Genomic DNA, 16543 nt, shown 5'->3' with positions numbered 1-16543 from the left:
TTCATAAGCGATGAATTTATCAATTTTTGTAGACAGATGAGCGTTTTACGAGTTTTTGTGTTTCCCTGTCCCTGTGTGATGTATGTGTGGTGCGAAAATGTGGAATTGAAAAAAGTAGAAAACCGTGTAAACACGGTTTTCTACTTCTATTATTTAATCTACTGATTTTAATGCTTCAAGCATATCTACTTTTTTCAATTTGTGGTTGACTATTACTCCTAGTGCGTAGAGTATAACAATTACTAAAATCACTGGTAGGATATATACCCACACTTCGATGTTTGGGTTGAAGAATATTTCCGCTGGTGCAACTTTTTCGAGGATTACTTTGTGGAGTATTTTCCCACCAAATATTCCAGCGATTATTCCAATAATCGACAAGCAGATTGTCTCACGATAGATGTACATGGTTACTTCATTGTTGAAAAATCCCAATACTTTTATCGTGGATAATTCTCTGATTCTTTCTGCTACGTTGATGTTGGTCAAGTTATACAGAATTACTATTGCAAGTAATAGCGACATTATAGTTAGCACTGTCATTACTTTCGTGAGCGAGTTTGTCATCGATTCAACTTGGATGATGACGTTGGTGTTTTGTGATACGGCTTTGATTCCGTTTGACGCCATGAATTTCGCTGTGATTTTTTCGACGTTTGTTTTTGATTTGTCTTTGAGGGCAATGAAGTAGCTGTTGTTTGTCGGTTTATCATTCGTAATTTTTGCAAAATAATCATCACTCATGAAGATAAAATGTCCAGCGTACATTTTGGTGATTTGTGCGATTTTGAATTTTCTGTCTTGGTTTGCAACTTTTAGCGTTATCGTGTCGCCTGTATTCACTTTCATCAAATCGGCTAGTTTCTGCGATATAACTATGCCGTCATTCGTTATTTTGAGTGCGTCTTCGGAGTTTTTGTGCTCCAAATTGATATATGGCGAAAATGTGTCGGCGTGTGTGACAAGCATGGTTATTGTTTGTTCGTCTTCAATTCCCGGGATGTTTTTCGTTATATTTTCAAAGTGGATTGGAATGTAGCCTTGAATATCATCTGATTTTATTAATTGATCGATCTTTGCTTGTTCTTTTTCTGTTACAAAATCTTTCTTAGCAACTACTGCATCGTATTGGATGATTTGTCCGTATTGTTTGGTCTGGATTCCTTTGATTGACGATGAGATTCCTAGTCCAGCGAATAATAGCGCGACAGACCCTGCAACTCCAAATATCGTCATGAACATTCTTTGCTTGTATCTGAAGATATTTCTGGCTGTGACTTTTTGCGTGAATGTCATTCTGCTCCACAATGGTGTGATTCTTTCCATAAAAATCTTGGAGCCTTTTGTCGGTGGTTTTGGAAGCAAGAGCTGCGCCGCAGTTTCTCGTAGTTCTTTGACCGAGATGTAAACTGCTGGTAGCACGCTGCAAATTATTGCAAATAGCACCGATAGTCCGAGTATTTTAAATGAAAAATAATATTTGACTGGTGGTATTGTCATACTTGCCAAAAGCGACGTGCACAAAATGTACGGAAGTACGTACGTTCCAAGTAGCGTTCCCAAAATCGTGCCCAATCCTCCAGAGATTAGTCCGTACAACACGAATTTCTTGATGACATCAGTATCATTGTAGCCCAATGCCTTCAGAATTCCTGCATTGTTTCGTTCTTCTTGGACAAATCTCGTCATTGTCGTTACTGTTACTAGCGCTGCGACAAGATACAAGACTACTGGGAATAAGTTACTTACTTTCGTAATTCCCGATGATGTCGTTTCGACCATTTTGATTCCGTCGCCACCCGGCATTGTCCTTCTCGTGTATGTCGAATATTCTGGCAACGATAATCCGTCGATTTCTATTTGTGCGTCGTGAATTTTGGATTCTGCGTCTTGGATTTTGTCGTCGGCTTTTTTCTTTTCATTTTCAAATTCTTTTTTATTGTCGTCAAGTTCTTTTTGTGACGATGAAATTTTGTTCAGTCCTTCTTGAATTTGTCTTTTTGATGAGTTCAGCTGTGCAATTCCGTTTTGGTATTTTGTCTTGGATGCGTTAAGCTGATTGCGTCCAGAATTGTATTTCGCAACAGAATTTTGGTAGAGCTTTTTCTTTTCGTTAAGTTTAGTTTGTGCCGAGTCAAATTCATCAATTTTTTTCATTCCAGATTTGTATTGTTCAAATCCCTGATTGTACTTCGCCAATCCTTGGTTGTACTGAGCTTCGGATTGTTGTATCATCTTTGATTGTTCTGCGATTGAACTTTCAGCTTGTTGGATTTCTGGAACAATTTCAGGATTTATTCCCTGTTTTTTGAGTTCTGCTTTCTTTTGTTCAAGGTTTTGTTTTGCCTGTTGTAGCTTTGCTTTTCCTTGTTGGATTTGTGCGTTTGATGAATCAAGCTTTGCTTTTGTGGCATCAAGTGTTGTTTTTGATTGTGATAGCTTCTTTCTATTTGCTTCGACTTCTTTTTTCTTAGAATCCAATTGTTTTTGTCCGTTTTCAAGCTGAATTTTCGCATCGTCCAATTGTTTCTTGGTTGCTTGAAGACGACTTTCTGCTGATTCGATTTGGTATTTTGAATTCTTGATTACAGACTCCTTGTCTGCGATTTGTTTTTGTGCCGATACTAGCTTTGCTTTTTCGTCGTCGATTTTCTTTTGTCCGTCGGATAATTTCTTCTCTGCATCAGTTATTTCTTTTTTCGCATTTTCGATTTTCTTCTTGGATTTTGTGATTTTGTCATTCGCCTTTGATTTTATTTCTTCGAGTCGTTGTTTGCCGTTATCTTTCAGTATTTCATCGAGTTGTTTCTGATGTTTGTCGACTTTTCTGGTGTATTCAGAGTCTGTATAATTAAGCCCACGCACATCGTGAAAGCGTGTACGCACAATTGTGTATACATCAGTGTCGAAGTTATCTGGTGTTACTACTGCGTAGCCTTCCAAGTTACCAGATCCCGCAGAAGAATTTCCCAAAGCGGTCTTGGAGACAATTTCTGTAGAATTGACGAATCCCGTTACTGTGAATTCTTCCTGTTTCAAAATCTTACTGTCTTCGTCTTTTTCTTTTAATTTTATTTTATCTCCGATTTTGTATTTGGATTTGTATTGATCTGTAAGTGCTATGTCTCCGATTTTTTGTGGAAATTTGCCACTTACTAGCTCAAACTTAGATATGTTTTTAGTATTAGAAAAAATTCTGAATGATGTTGGAGTATCATCTATCGTCGCATCTGAAAAATATCCGTACTCAACGTCTGCGATGTTTTTGATTTGATCGATTTCCTTCGCATCATTTGTCGTGATTCCGTAATCGCTGATGACGTTAACATCTGACAAATTATAATCTTCGTAGTATTTGTTAGCCGATTTGTCGATGTCTGGGCCTGTGACTTTGAGTGCGACAAGTGTCATGGATCCAAGCATCATCAACAACATTATCGACAAAAATCGTCCCTTAGATTCTATAAATGATTTGAAAATCGTCTTGTTTAATGTTTTCTTCTTCATTTTAGTATTCCAACGTTTCTATGTTTTGTGGATTTGCATTCATTACGACATCACGAATTTTCGAGTCGTGCATATGAATAACTCTGTCTGCAATCGGCGCCAACGCTTGGTTGTGCGTAACGATAACAACAGTCGCCCCTTCTTTTCTAACCATATCTTGCAAGATTTTCAAAACTTGCTTGCCTGTATGATAATCGAGAGCTCCAGTTGGTTCGTCACACAATAATAGCTTAGGATTTTTCGCAACTGCACGTGCGATTGCGACACGTTGTTGCTCTCCTCCTGATAATTGTGCTGGAAAATTGTCGATTCTTTCTCCAAGGCCAACTGATTGTAAGACTTCTGTTGCATCGAGCGCATCTTTTACGATTTCAGATGCTAGCTCCACGTTTTCTTTGGCAGTTAGATTGGGAACAAGATTATAGAATTGAAACACAAATCCCACGTCATTTCTTCTGTAATTTGTGAGTTCTTTTTCGTTGAATGTACTGATGTCCTTGCCATCTATTAGTACATTTCCTTCATCATTAGTATCCATTCCACCGAGAATATTTAAGACGGTTGATTTGCCTGCTCCTGATGAGCCTAGAATTATCGCCAATTCTCCTTTTTCTATTTCAAATGATATGTCGTTGTTTGCAATTATTTCAGATTGTCCTGATTTGTAGCGTTTGTAGCTGTTTTTCATTTCAATGTATGCCATGTTTCACCTCTTATATGAACAATGTGTTGATTTATCTTATAAATTATTTTATATTAAAAGTAGAATTGTAACAAAACAATAGTGAACAGTTTGTTGATTTAAGGAGATTTTATGATTAGAGAAACAGATACCAGGGACAAATTAAAAAATGCGTTGACGATTTTGTTGAACGAAAAAAGTTTGAACGATATTTCGGTGAGCGAATTGACGAAAGAGGCTAGCATCAATCGTGGAACTTTTTATTTGCACTACGATGATAAAATGGATTTGGTGGATAATTTGGTGGAGGAAATCTTCGAGGAATTGAAGGAGATTTTGACGTCGGAAAAAGTTGGCAGTAAATATTCATACGATATCATCAAAAAAGTTATCGATTATGTAAAGGATGATTTTGATTTTATTTACGCGTTGACGATGAATAGCTACAACTACATCAACGATATGTTGAGGAAGTTTTTGTTGGCGTTGATTGAAACACTTCCGGAGTTGAAGCATTCGATTGACAATCACCCGTTTTTGCCAAAAGATTATTCGACGGAGGTTTTCTTGTCGTTAAATTCGGGAATTATTTTACATTGGATTAGAAAAGGTGGCGTGGAAAGCACCGAAGAATTGGCAAATTATTTCTATCAAGTGAGCAATTTAAAAACGACTTAGCCAGTGTGACTGAGTCGTTTTGCGATTAATCTTCAATTATATAACTGTCGACTATTTCTCCGAAATATGTTACGTGAAAATCCTTGTTGGAGCCAGGATTGGAGCTATCGACATCTTGTGGGTAACTTCTGTTCAAAATATCGTCTGGAAGTAGGGACAAATCCTGTTCTTGACGATAAAGAAGTTTGCATTCAATAGTTAAAGGAAGTTCTTTGATTCCATTTACAGAAATAGTTTCGGGCTCAACGAGTGTGAGATTCGCTTCTTTTACTTTATCAACATCTCTTCCACTTTGGCTGCCACAAACTTTCATGATCTTTTTGTCGTAGGATCCGATTGGAACGCTGATTGTGAATTCTGGATTTGCATCCAATAATTCTCTGGTAAATCTTCCTTCTCTAACGTAGCAAACAAACACTGGCTTGTTCCAATTGTAGCCTATTGTTCCCCATGCAATCGCCATGCTGTTGAATTTGCCGTTTGCTTTCGTGTTCAAAAATATTCCTTTTGGAAGTTCCTTTACAATGTCTGATGCGTAGTCCATTACGTCGATTTTTCTTTTGTTCATTAGTTTTCCTTTCGTTTTGCGATTTAAATAAATGTTACTGTTTCTGACAAATCTTTTCTTTTGTCGTGAAGTGGATTGATTTCAGAATCTTCAGCAGGATAGCCTATGTCTAGCATCATTAGCACTTCTTCTTTTGCTGGAAGGCGGAACTTCTTGTGTGTGATGTCTGGATCCAAGAAATTAATCCAACAACTTTCCAATCCTTGGTTTTTCGCTGCAAGCATCAAATGAGTAGCGACAATTGTCGCATCTTCTATTCCGGAATCTCTTCTATCACCAGGATATGTAAACACGTTTGTCTTGTCAAAGGTTACAAGCAAAACTGTACTTGCGCCGTATCTACAAGGTGTCACTTCGTCGACTTTCTTCAAATTTTTTTCTGATTGTATTACATAAATGTGATGTTCTTGCAAGTTTTTCGCTGTCGGAGCTAGTCTTCCAGCTTCCAAAATCTTGTCCAATTTTTCCTTTTCGACCTTTTTGTCGCTATATTTTTTGCAAGAATATCGATTTTTGATTACTTCTTCAAAATCCATATTATTCCTCCCGTAATTTTTAAAATCTAATACTAATATATCACATTTATGAGATATTGTAATATTTTGACAAACAAAAAACCAGTACACATTTTCACGCGTACTGGAATATCCTATTAATTACTTTTGTTGAATGAAGTTATTGAAAACTTCTGTCAATTTTTGTTTTACATCTTCTGGGATTTGACCTTCTGATTCTTCAACTTTTTTGTAAAGATCAGGGTGTTGTTCTTTTACTTTGTTTACTATTTCTGATAGTGCACTACCTTGTAAAAATCCTGGTAATTTGTTCTTCAATTCTTCTGGAATTAAATCCATAATTTTTTGTTCTGTGTTTGCCATTTTGTGTCCTTTCTTGATTTAAAATTATTTCGACGTTCCTACAGTACATTTATACCCATTTTTTCAAAATAAAAAAAGGTCCAACCAAAATTGATTGAACCTTGTTGTATTATAATTTAACTACGTTAACTGCTCTGTCGCCTTTTTCAGAAGCTTCAACATCGTAGGAAACTTTTTGTCCTTCTTCTAATGTTCTGAATCCTTCTTGTTGGATTGCGCTTTGGTGAACAAAAATGTCCTTGTTGTCTTCTCCTGTTATAAATCCGAATCCTTTAGTAGAATTAAACCATTTAACTGTTCCGTTACTCATAATATCCTCCTTGTTATTCCGTAGAATAACCGTACCACTGTACAATTTTATTTTTTGTGATAACTAATTAATTTAAGAGAATAAAATATTTTACAAAACTTTGATTCACTACCTTAATTACTTACTACTTTTTCAGTATACAACTTAAAAGTTATACTGTCAAGCATTTTTGATTAATAGTTTTTGTGTTTTATAAGTTTATTTTTTCATTTCTTTATGTTTTGCAGTCATAGATGTGACTGTTAATTTAAAAACTCTAGTTCTCGGGATTGCCTTCGGATTGAATTCAAAATGTTTTGTATGATATTTGTCCGTCATCACAGTTAGTGCTTTGAATTTTTCTTGCTGATCTGTCACATATTCTATTACACCCTTGCCCATGATGCTCGAATAATTCATCGTGCAGTATCCTATTTCTCTATTGGAATACAAATCGTGATTACAATCCATCTCAAAAGAAGCCTTGTTGTTCTTGTCGATTAGTTCGTATTTGTATCCTTCCAACGCTCCGTGAAAATACAGCACCAATTCATCGTCAATCACTTCATATCCAAAATTCAGCGGCAAAATATACGGATAGCCTTCATCATCCATAAGTCCAAGCCTACATACATCACACGCATCAATTATCTTCAATTGTTCATCAAAACTTGTAATTTCACGATCTTTTCTTCGCATTTTATCTCCTTTTCTTTAACGATTTTAGATATTGTTTTTGTTCTGGTGTTATTCTGAAACTTTCCCTCGCTTTTTGAATGGTTTTATTGTGTTTCCAACTCTCCAGCAAATTATCTTCCAACACGAATACAACATCGTCCCATTGTTTTGCCAATGCTGTCGCAAAAAACCACGCAATCATCATATTTACATAGTATTCTTCGCTTCTGATATCAGTCGCTATTTTCAAATACTCTACCTTGAACTCATCATCCAAGAAATATTTCATCAAAAGACAAATAGCCACTCTAATGGTGTAAGGGTGAGATGATTGTGCCCACAATTTTATTTTTCCGATTAATTTATCGGTATTTTGGGTGAAAATTTTTGGCGAAATGCAATCGCACACTGCCCAATTATCTACAAATGGAAGAAATCTCTCCAAGTGATCTATACAATCGTCGTAACTTTTCATATTAGAAATCAAAATAGAATGAAGCATATTTTCTTCGTAGTATGTGTGTGGCAAATCTTCCATGAAAATTTGCGATTGTTTTTCGTCAATTTTCTTGGCTAATTTTCTCAAATCAGGCATTCTAACTCCAATTATCGTTGACTTGTCGATATTAGGAATTAGTTTTGCTTGAAAATCACGATATTTAACATCTTGTAGAGATTTAAGTTCATTAATTATTTCCATTTTTATTTCCAATCAAAGTATAAATCTTATAACCAACGCTTACAGTCATCAAAATTCCAAACACAAAAAGTTTTGTCGCAACGGATGGATTTCCTTCTTTGAAGTATCCGTAACCTGCCCAGTACAACAAAACCGTTACGAGTACAGCGATTATCCAGAAAATTCCCACAATTATTTTGTAGACTTTATTGAGCGTAGGGTTGTTTTTTCGATTTCTAAAAATTCTTTCGAATAAAGCGATTAATGCCACGACTATCAGAACGTAAATTATATTGTAAACAAATTTATTCATGATATCATCCTTTGCGTAAAATTCTATGTACAGGTATTTATGTTTATATTATAATATGAATGGTGATTAAATGAAATACGTGTTTTTGTTGAGTAGCAAGGCCGGAGCAGGCTCATTCTCAGAATTAGAGCACTCAATTGTGAAGTGTTACTCAAGCAATAATTTGAAATATACAATAATAAAAACAGAACACAAAAACCACGCTTGTGAAATCGTTCAAAAATATTGCGATTGTTCGGACGTCGTTTTGTATGTGTGTTCAGGAGATGGAACATTAAACGAAGTAATAAATAAAATGAAAGAAATCAATGCTAAGTTCAGTGTGGGACTTATTCCATCGGGAACAGCGAATGATTTCTCTAAGAATTTCGATTATTCAAACTTCAAAATCGAAAACACAATCAAGCCCGTTATCGACGATATCGATTTAATCAAAGTCAACGGAAGATATTGTGTGAACGTGCTAAGTTTCGGTTTTGATACAGTGATTTTAAATTCTGCGTATAATTTGTTGAAGAAAAACCCAAAACTCAGGGCAAATGCATATCCACTTGCCGTTTTTCAAAATATATTTAAAATTCCAAAATACAAGCTGGAATCTAGTACAAGCAACGGACAAAACGGAGAGGTTAGTTTGAAAGGATATTATCTTTTAGGTGCCATTTGCAATGGTGGTTTCTACGGAGGAGGGTTCAATCCTTCACCATATGCGAATTTGACCGATGGAGTGTTGGAAATGTGCTTGGCAGAAACAATGCCATTGTACAAGATAATTCCTTTGATTTTTAAATACAAAAAAGGTGCTCATCTGTCACATCCTCTTATTCATTTTCAAAAATTGACTAAAGGAAGTATCAAATTCGAAAAAGAATTAATGGTCAATGTCGATGGAGAAATCTTCACGACTGATTTCTTGGATTTTGAAGTGGTTCCAAAAGCATTGCGATTTGCTAAAGTTTGCGATTATAGGAAGAAATAGAGTTTTTGTCACGGATATAGCACAAAATTTGGGACAATTTAAGAAATTTTAAAATTACTCATTAAAAAATCAGAGCTTTTTAATCAGCTCTGATTTTGTGTGCTATTATTTACTAGCTTTTTCCAATTCTAATACTACTGAATTTGGAATAGATTTTTCCCCACCTACTATGATAAAGTAGTCGATTGTTTTATTAACGTAGTCTCTTAATTCTTTTGAAGCTCCGTTCTTGCTAACTAATAAGATTGGTGTTTTGTGGATCGCTGCTACTTGAGATGTTACCAATGCATCGGCAAATAATTCGCCTCTTGCTACGAAGGCTTGTCTTCAAATACTTTTCTCCGTTTTTTATTGACTTTCGCAAATTTATAATTGCAAAAATCTTTTGTTATCTATATTGTATTCCTTATATATATTTTTTTCAATGTTTTTTCTCACATCTTTTTTGTCTATTCTTTTTACAGTTTCCAACAAAAAAACTTCCAAGATCGTTACAATCCCAGAAGTTATCCCCTATATTTTTACTTATTCTAATTATTTAACGTCGTAGTCGAATTCATTTATCGATCTTTTGCTGTCTATGTTTTGTTCTTTAAGAAATTCCATTTCTTTCAACCCTTTAGATTTTGCGACAACTGATTTTGGAAAAGACACGATTTCTTGGTTTATTATGCTGATATTGTTGTTTACGATTCTTTTTGCAGCGGCTAATTGTTCATTTTCGTCGCTAATTTCATCTTGTAGATTGATGAATTCTTGTGACGATTTAAGATCCGGGTAGGCTTCTGCAAGTGCAAATATTTTGCTGATTTCACGGTCTTGATTTTGTATTGCGGAGTTGAATTCTTTGATATTTGCATTTTGTCGAAGTTTAATTACATCCGAAAAAGTTGAGCTTTCATGTTTTGCGTATGATTTGGCTACTTTTATCATTTCACAAATTGTGTCGTATCTTTTGGCTAATGCTATGTCCACGTTTTTCTTGGATTCGTCTATAACGACTTTGTATCGGTTAAATCTATTCGATGTTTTTACCCACCAAATTAATACTATAAAAATGATTAATGCAATTATTCCAATTGCTGTGAATTCCGAATTTAAAAATCTGTCCATAATTTCTCCTTATAATTTTTCACCTATTATATCTATTAGAGAGTAAAATCCAGATAATTTTTCTCTAACTTTTTCGTACTCTGTTGAAAGCGACAATTCATCAACTTGTTTTTTCGTTTGTGGTAATGCAAATAAAAACGCATTTGATTCGAATGATACGGAGATGTATTGTTCATTCATGTATAAGCACACTCTCATTTTCTCTTTCCAATCGTTCAATAACTCTATAATTTTAGGATCTAGAATTAGTCTTGTGTAGAAATCATCTGTTGAATATATTGCGTATGAGTTGTTAAATTCAATGGATTCCGTCTCAATTCCTTTTTCTATTTTTGTTTTCTTGCCGTAGTTTCCATGATTTCTAAACCCAAGTACTTTACCTTTTTTTATGGGAACTACTCTTATGTGTCCATTTATTTTAGTGTCAAATTTTGCCATCAAAACCTGTCCACAAAAATCGATAATTTGTCGTGTGTGTCCTTCGCTATCTTCAGTTTCTGTGAAAGCTTCCATATTAGAAAACTCTGTTTTGTAATCATCACCAAATACTATGTGGCAGTTTCCAAAATAATACTCAGAATCAGGAACCAGCCTTTTCATTACTTTCACATCAATTTTCTTAGAATAATCAATTGTTGTATCCGGCAAGATTTCATTCAACACTGGTAATAGGAAATTATCAATATAGGATTTTGCAAGTTCATTTCTTCGTTGTTTTGAATATTTGTTCCAAAAATACACTATAGCAGCCATTACAAGAAGCGAATAAATATCTAGCATCGCTCTTAATACAAGAAATAAAAATATAGTTCCTATTACTATTACAAATGGATTAATGATGTTGTTTTTCATTCTATTTTTTACTGAATGTAGTTTTGATTGCATTTGTGGAGAATTTTCTATTTGTTTAATTCGTTTTACGATTTCGGGATTGGTGAATTTATCCCTGTATTTTTTCCTCACTGCTTTCCCTTTCACTCACTTTAATTGCACCTGTATTTATTTATATTTATACCCGATTATTCGCGAAAAATAAGCTATTTATACTGATTTTTGATATTTTTACAAATATTTTACACATATTTATTGTGTACACAACATAAAAAAGACACCTTCATACCAGTGTCTTCTACGTATAAATTTATTTTTTTGTTATGCTCATTCCTATAACCATACCCAAAAGCATCCCGATTGATATAAAAGTCGCGATGTTGTCTTTCCCAAAAGCAGTTCCGAAACCCGCGCCTAGCATCATTCCTAACGCCATTCCAAGTGACATATAATTATCATCGGATTTATCTGATTGTTTTTTCGATTTTTTGATGACGATTAGGACTAATATCACTACTATAATCATTGGTAAAAGTATTTTAAATATTTCCATATCTTCTCCAATTTATAAATTTTTCTTAAAACAAATAATCCTGTTTGATTCTTCATCTGACTGTAGAATTTCTTTAAATTCTCCTTCTAATTTTAATTCGTCTTCATTTTGGTTTTGCCGTATTTTCGTGGCCATTTTTATGACAATAAGTGAATCTTTTTGTATAGATTCTAATATTTTCATTTATTTTCCCTTTTCCTCTCAATTAGATTTTATTCTTAGTAAATTAACGTGTCAATGATTGCAATAAAAAAACTGACCTTCTAAGTCTTATAACTTTTGAAGATCAGTTATATTTTATTCAGATAAATTTTTCCCCGATAATTTGTACACTTTTTTCGCTCTGTTTTTGAGTCTTGAATCGTGTGTTACACATATTAGTGTTGTTTTTTTGTTCAATTCATCGAGCAAGTCCAAGAATTTGTCGACGTATTCTTCATCCAAGTTCGCTGTTGGTTCATCTAGTATTAATAGCTCTGGTTCATTAATTAATGCTCTTAGAATCATTAGCTTTTTAATTTCTCCCCCAGATAAGTTCTTAGCGCTGTTTAGTTGAAGAAGTTCTTCCATGTCGTATTTTTTGATGAATTTCTCATAATCAAAATTATCCACGCCTGAAATGTCTGCTTTCATTTCCAAGTTTTCCTTAACTGTTAGTGCTGGAAATACTATCAAATCTTGTGGCACGAATGATATTTTCTTGGAGCGAAGATCAGATATTTCTTCGTCTGTAAAATCTTTTACTTCTTTGGAGAAAACTTGTACGCTTCCTTCATCGTAATTTAAAAAACCTAAAATCACATTTAGAAGTGTACTTTTACCTGCGCCACTTGCTCCGACTATCGCAATATAGTCATTTTCATCTACAATTAGATTTACATCTTTTAGTACTTCGTTTTTTCTATCAGAATTGATAAGGTAGCTTTTTGATAAATTTTGTATTTTCAATATTTCCATTTAATTACCTCTCAATGTTAGCGCTAATTCGTTTTTGGATATTTTGATTACGTTGAATATTTGCGTGATTAGGGCAATTACTACTACAACTAATAATGTTATCGCCGAAATAATTAGTATTTCTTTTGCATTAACGCTCATAAATGCCAAGTCCAAAGATTTCTCGATTTGACCTGAGAATAGCTTCACTGTGAGTATGGATAATCCAATTCCTATTACTGCCCCAATAAATGATAGTACTACTGAGTATTTTAGGATAATGGATTTTAGTTTACTCTTTTTTATACCAAGTATTCTAAGTGTTGCCATTTGCTTTTCTTTGTCTTTGAAATCAACTGTAAATATCGAAATTAATACGATTATTGCCATTATCAATGTAAATGTTAGTAGTATTTTCAAATATTTCATAAGAGAGAACATTTCTTTGGATAGATTGTCTACGAAGTTTTTGTTCATGACAACCATAGTGTGTGTACCTCTAAGTGATTTCATAAGGTTAACTGTTAATTGCTCACTATCTGCATTATCTTGTTTTTTTATTAAAATTGAAGATATTTCAGAATTTGGAACGTATTTTTGTGGATGAACTTTAATAGAATCTTGTAGCATTTTCTTCGCCGTATCAAAATTCATGAATATTGCATTATCAAATCCAAGACCAGTTTTCATTAATTTTGATTTTACTTTGTATTTTTTGCCGAAAAAAGTCAATGTGTCTGCATCAACTACACTCACGTTATTTCCGATTAAAATTTCTCCGTCTTTCAATTCCTTTACATCTTGCTTCATCCAAGGTTTAATTGTAAAGTCCTTTTCAAAATCAATTCCTATAGCTTGGACAGGGAATGAACAACAAGATTCTTGAAGAGTCGCAATGTACAATTGTGGAGCTGCTTGTTTTACTCCTTCGACTTTTTGTACTTTATCAAGCACATCATTTTGCATGTAAAATTCCGAAGGTTTACCAGATACGAATAGTGCTTCCTGTTCTTTTCCGCTTTTTTCTGGAACAATCATCATGTCTGCGCCCAATCTTTGTTTCATATTATCAATTGAATTGTTAAGTCCAATTGAAAAATACATGCTTACAAACAAAAGTGCAGACACTATCGCCATAATCAAAACTATTATAAAAGTTCTGACAGGATTTGATGACATCCAGTTTTTAAGGTAAAGTTTATCTTTCATTGATACTCTTCTTCAATACCACAAGATAAGCTATTGAAATTATTGCAAGAATTATCGAGCAGATTGACACTGCTGGAATTGTCTTCATTTGACAAGCGGCACCTGCGTGTTTACAACCACCTATTACAAATTTTGCTAATAAGAATGAATCAATAGCTAAAACTGGAACTGCGATATTAATTCCCCATTCGATTTTTTCGTCTTTAATGATATATGCTATGATTAATAAAATCACGATACTTATTGCCACTACAAATACTGCATTTGACATGTGAAAGCATTTCATCGGCATTTTGCCTGGCATTACTTTGCATGGTTTTGCAATAACTTTTGGTATTAATGCTAAAATAATCGCCGCTACCAATTGTAAAATTTTCAAAATTTTCTTCATATTTTCCCTCTTAAATATTTAATGTTTCTAATATTATTTACTTTTTACATACAAATTATTTTATCATAAATATCATTAGTTCATTAATTGAAATTTTCTATAAATAACGCCGTATTTTTAACTTTTTGCAAATTTTTATCATTTAAAATTTTAAAATCATCGTACAAACATTGAATTATAGACATTTCTTGATTGTGTTTTATTTATAGATTTTCCCTATAAGTAAATATGTGTTTGTTAAATTTATTTACAATTGGGTATATTACTATAAAGTATTTGCGTATTTTGTAAAATAAAAGGTATATGATAAAATATATATATTAAATACCACGAAGAGAGAGATATTATGGATTTAAAACAATTAGAAACGTTCATAACTGTTGTGGAATGGGATAGTTTTTCTGAAGCTGCTAAAAGACTTTATCTTACACAGCCCACGATAAGCACCCATATCAAACAAATTGAAAATGAACTTAATGCAGAATTATTAAAAAGAACAACTAAAAAGTTAGAGCTTACTCCTGAAGGAAGAGAATTCTACAACTACGCTAAGGCTATTTCAAGGATTATGGAAAGCATGCAGGATTCTTTTTCAAAAAAAAGTCTAACTACCTTCAACATCGGTGCAAGTTCTGTTCCTGCAACATATATTCTACCTTCTCTTTTAACAAAATATCACAAATCTCACATCAAAACTTTGGTTAATATAATTCAATCAGATAGTTTAACTACGATTGACGGAGTTATAAATGGTTCTATCAATATTGGAATTGTAGGCATGACTACAATGGATAAAGAACTTACCTTTGAAAAAGTCCTAAGCGATAAGCTAGTAGTAGTCACACCATATAACGATTATTATAATGCATTGAAGAAAAACAATGTCAAGATAAGTTCTATTTTAAAGGAACCAATAATTTTTCGTGAACAAGGTTCTGGAACATTAAAAGAATCTATGAAAATGATAGACGCTTTAGGAATCAGCAAGAATTCACTGAATTTGATTGGAACAGCAAACAGCACAGAAACTTTGAAGCAATGCATTCGAAGTGGAATGGGAATATCAATTATGAGCAAACTTTCAGTAGAAGAAGAAGTTGCAAATAATCAATTGATTTCTTTCAAAATCGACGATTTCGAATCAGTACGTCACTTCTATCTGGTATATCGTTCCAACTCTTTACTCTCAGAGCCAGTTATAGATTTCGTAAAATTCACAAAAAAATACTTAGAAGAGAATTTTTAATTCATAAAAATAACCGCAATAGCTCATACTGTAAGCATTGCGGTTTTATTGTGTTTGTTTTTATTAAGTAAGATGAAGTAAGTCATATAAATAATAATGAATGATATCAAAGTATAATGGACGAGTCCTCTGAAAAAAATTTTATAAAATTCAATCGAGAAATTCGTAAAAATTCAACTGTTTGAGCGTAGTCGAGTTTTGAATTTTAGAATTTTGAGATTAGAATTTTAAAATTTTTGTAAGCGAGACGAAGCGAGTTATACTTTGATATATTTTAGGACTTACTCGCTTTACTTTTTTAGGAGATTTAGCTACTAGTCCCTCATCATCAAATTACTTCAAATTTTTTTGCTTTTCCTTGTCTTTTTTGTCGATTATTTTAGCCATTATCAAGCTCACAACAGTAAGTCCTACTACCAAAATAATCGCTTGGTAGAATTCCTTGGATCCTACATTTAACACTTTATCCCCTAAATTCAAATACACAAGTGTTCCAGGAATTATTCCAAGAACTGATGCAAACATATATTTGGACAGGCTTATGTTCGTCAATCCAAATCCGTAATTTATAAGATTGTATGGAATAATCGGAATCAATCTGCAAATGAACAAAAGAGTGAACAGTTTTGAATTTGGTGCATTTAATATTCTGTCCCTATTTTTTTCGGAGAATTTTTCATTAATCATCTTAACAACATAATCGTGTCCAATTTTTCTAGAAAGTTCAAACATAAGCAAGCAGTTCATCGATGCTCCAATAACTGTGTAAATACTTCCCTTAACTAGCCCGAAACTAACTCCACCGATTAACGCTAATGCTGGCACTGGAAAGAATCCGATCGGGAGAATTGTGAACAATAAAATATACACAACTGCTCCCCATGGGCCGGATTTTTGTACCAAATTTCTGATTGAATCGTAAGGAACGAATACCATCAGTCCCACAGTTAACGCAACTAAAAGAACTATCAAAAATATTTTCTTGAATTTTTCCATATTTCACCTACTAATTA

Annotated in this window: 20 protein-coding genes and 1 pseudogene; 3 read left to right on the top strand and 18 right to left on the bottom strand. The window is 33.5% G+C overall.

Annotation, left to right across the window (positions count from 1 at the left end; genetic code table 11):
• Positions 1–153: 153 nt before the first annotated feature.
• Both GKF99_RS07655 and GKF99_RS07650 read right to left on the bottom strand, forming a co-directional pair.
• Positions 154–3507, bottom strand: coding sequence for an ABC transporter permease (locus GKF99_RS07655; RefSeq protein ID WP_154273058.1), 3354 nt, complete (start codon positions 3505–3507; stop codon positions 154–156).
• 1 nt (position 3508) lies between these two features.
• Entirely contained in the window at positions 3509–4210 is a 702-nt protein-coding gene (locus GKF99_RS07650; RefSeq protein ID WP_154273057.1) for an ABC transporter ATP-binding protein, read from the bottom strand.
• Positions 4211–4321: 111 nt separating this feature from the next.
• Between GKF99_RS07650 and GKF99_RS07645 the strand changes: the two genes are divergently transcribed.
• Complete coding sequence (locus tag GKF99_RS07645; protein WP_094207659.1) at positions 4322–4867, top strand: TetR/AcrR family transcriptional regulator; 546 nt, start codon at positions 4322–4324, stop codon at positions 4865–4867.
• 25 nt (positions 4868–4892) lie between these two features.
• On the opposite strand, the gene GKF99_RS07640 is transcribed toward GKF99_RS07645, so the two are convergent.
• From GKF99_RS07640 to GKF99_RS07610, 7 genes are all read right to left on the bottom strand, one after another.
• Positions 4893–5435, bottom strand: a complete 543-nt coding sequence (locus tag GKF99_RS07640; RefSeq protein WP_154273056.1) for a flavin reductase — start codon at positions 5433–5435, stop codon at positions 4893–4895.
• A 23-nt stretch (positions 5436–5458) separates the two neighbouring features.
• Positions 5459–5971: a nitroreductase family protein gene (locus GKF99_RS07635; protein ID WP_154254842.1), complete on the bottom strand. Its 513-nt coding sequence runs from the start codon at positions 5969–5971 to the stop codon at positions 5459–5461.
• A gap of 120 nt (positions 5972–6091) precedes the next feature.
• Complete coding sequence (locus GKF99_RS07630; RefSeq protein WP_154254843.1) at positions 6092–6313, bottom strand: hypothetical protein; 222 nt, start codon at positions 6311–6313, stop codon at positions 6092–6094.
• A gap of 109 nt (positions 6314–6422) precedes the next feature.
• A complete protein-coding gene (locus tag GKF99_RS07625) occupies positions 6423–6623 on the bottom strand; it encodes a cold-shock protein (RefSeq protein WP_035108999.1) in 201 nt (66 codons plus the stop codon).
• Positions 6624–6821: 198 nt separating this feature from the next.
• Positions 6822–7301 carry a pyridoxamine 5'-phosphate oxidase family protein gene (locus GKF99_RS07620; protein WP_154273055.1) on the bottom strand — a complete coding sequence of 160 codons (480 nt, stop codon included), beginning with the start codon at positions 7299–7301 and terminating at the stop codon, positions 6822–6824.
• A 1-nt stretch (position 7302) separates the two neighbouring features.
• The gene (locus GKF99_RS07615) at positions 7303–7980 is read right to left on the bottom strand and encodes a DNA alkylation repair protein (RefSeq protein ID WP_154273054.1); all 678 of its coding nucleotides are present in this window, start codon (positions 7978–7980) and stop codon (positions 7303–7305) included.
• Complete coding sequence (locus GKF99_RS07610) at positions 7967–8272, bottom strand: hypothetical protein (RefSeq protein WP_154254846.1); 306 nt, start codon at positions 8270–8272, stop codon at positions 7967–7969. Before GKF99_RS07610 ends, GKF99_RS07615 begins: the two co-directional genes overlap by 14 nt.
• 70 nt (positions 8273–8342) lie before the next feature.
• On the opposite strand from GKF99_RS07610, the gene GKF99_RS07605 reads away from it, so the two are divergent.
• Positions 8343–9251 carry a YegS/Rv2252/BmrU family lipid kinase gene (locus GKF99_RS07605; protein ID WP_154273053.1) on the top strand — a complete coding sequence of 303 codons (909 nt, stop codon included), beginning with the start codon at positions 8343–8345 and terminating at the stop codon, positions 9249–9251.
• A gap of 105 nt (positions 9252–9356) precedes the next feature.
• Here the strand turns inward: GKF99_RS07605 and GKF99_RS07600 are convergent.
• The 8 genes and pseudogenes from GKF99_RS07600 to GKF99_RS07565 form a co-directional block, all read right to left on the bottom strand.
• Positions 9357–9554, bottom strand: a pseudogene (locus GKF99_RS07600) (cell wall-binding repeat-containing protein); the annotation flags it as partial.
• Positions 9555–9785: 231 nt separating this feature from the next.
• Complete coding sequence (locus GKF99_RS07595; RefSeq protein ID WP_154273052.1) at positions 9786–10364, bottom strand: LemA family protein; 579 nt, start codon at positions 10362–10364, stop codon at positions 9786–9788.
• A 9-nt stretch (positions 10365–10373) separates the two neighbouring features.
• Positions 10374–11342, bottom strand: a complete 969-nt coding sequence (locus tag GKF99_RS08855) for a DUF3137 domain-containing protein (protein WP_172976433.1) — start codon at positions 11340–11342, stop codon at positions 10374–10376.
• Between the two features lie 163 nt (positions 11343–11505).
• Positions 11506–11748 carry a DUF2700 domain-containing protein gene (locus tag GKF99_RS07585; protein ID WP_154273051.1) on the bottom strand — a complete coding sequence of 81 codons (243 nt, stop codon included), beginning with the start codon at positions 11746–11748 and terminating at the stop codon, positions 11506–11508.
• Positions 11749–11760: 12 nt separating this feature from the next.
• Positions 11761–11931: a hypothetical protein gene (locus tag GKF99_RS07580; protein ID WP_154273050.1), complete on the bottom strand. Its 171-nt coding sequence runs from the start codon at positions 11929–11931 to the stop codon at positions 11761–11763.
• Positions 11932–12045: 114 nt separating this feature from the next.
• The gene (locus GKF99_RS07575; protein ID WP_154273049.1) at positions 12046–12705 is read right to left on the bottom strand and encodes an ABC transporter ATP-binding protein; all 660 of its coding nucleotides are present in this window, start codon (positions 12703–12705) and stop codon (positions 12046–12048) included.
• The gene (locus GKF99_RS07570) at positions 12706–13893 is read right to left on the bottom strand and encodes an FtsX-like permease family protein (protein WP_154273048.1); all 1188 of its coding nucleotides are present in this window, start codon (positions 13891–13893) and stop codon (positions 12706–12708) included.
• Positions 13883–14284: a DUF4418 family protein gene (locus GKF99_RS07565; protein ID WP_154273047.1), complete on the bottom strand. Its 402-nt coding sequence runs from the start codon at positions 14282–14284 to the stop codon at positions 13883–13885. Before GKF99_RS07565 ends, GKF99_RS07570 begins: the two co-directional genes overlap by 11 nt.
• A 346-nt stretch (positions 14285–14630) precedes the next feature.
• Here GKF99_RS07565 and GKF99_RS07560 point away from each other — a divergent pair, with 346 nt between their 5' ends.
• Complete coding sequence (locus GKF99_RS07560) at positions 14631–15530, top strand: selenium metabolism-associated LysR family transcriptional regulator (RefSeq protein WP_094204309.1); 900 nt, start codon at positions 14631–14633, stop codon at positions 15528–15530.
• Positions 15531–15863: 333 nt separating this feature from the next.
• Here GKF99_RS07560 and GKF99_RS07555 read toward each other — a convergent pair whose 3' ends face one another.
• Positions 15864–16526 (bottom strand): TVP38/TMEM64 family protein, encoded by a 663-nt coding sequence (locus GKF99_RS07555; protein WP_110058463.1) that lies wholly within the window; start codon positions 16524–16526, stop codon positions 15864–15866.
• Positions 16527–16543 lie beyond the last annotated feature (17 nt).

This window comes from Finegoldia sp. BIOML-A2 (assembly GCF_009678315.1).
GTDB classification, from domain to species: domain Bacteria; phylum Bacillota; class Clostridia; order Tissierellales; family Peptoniphilaceae; genus Finegoldia; species Finegoldia magna.
Note: the sequence above shows the minus strand (reverse complement) of the source record. Positions and strands in the feature narration are given on the sequence as shown.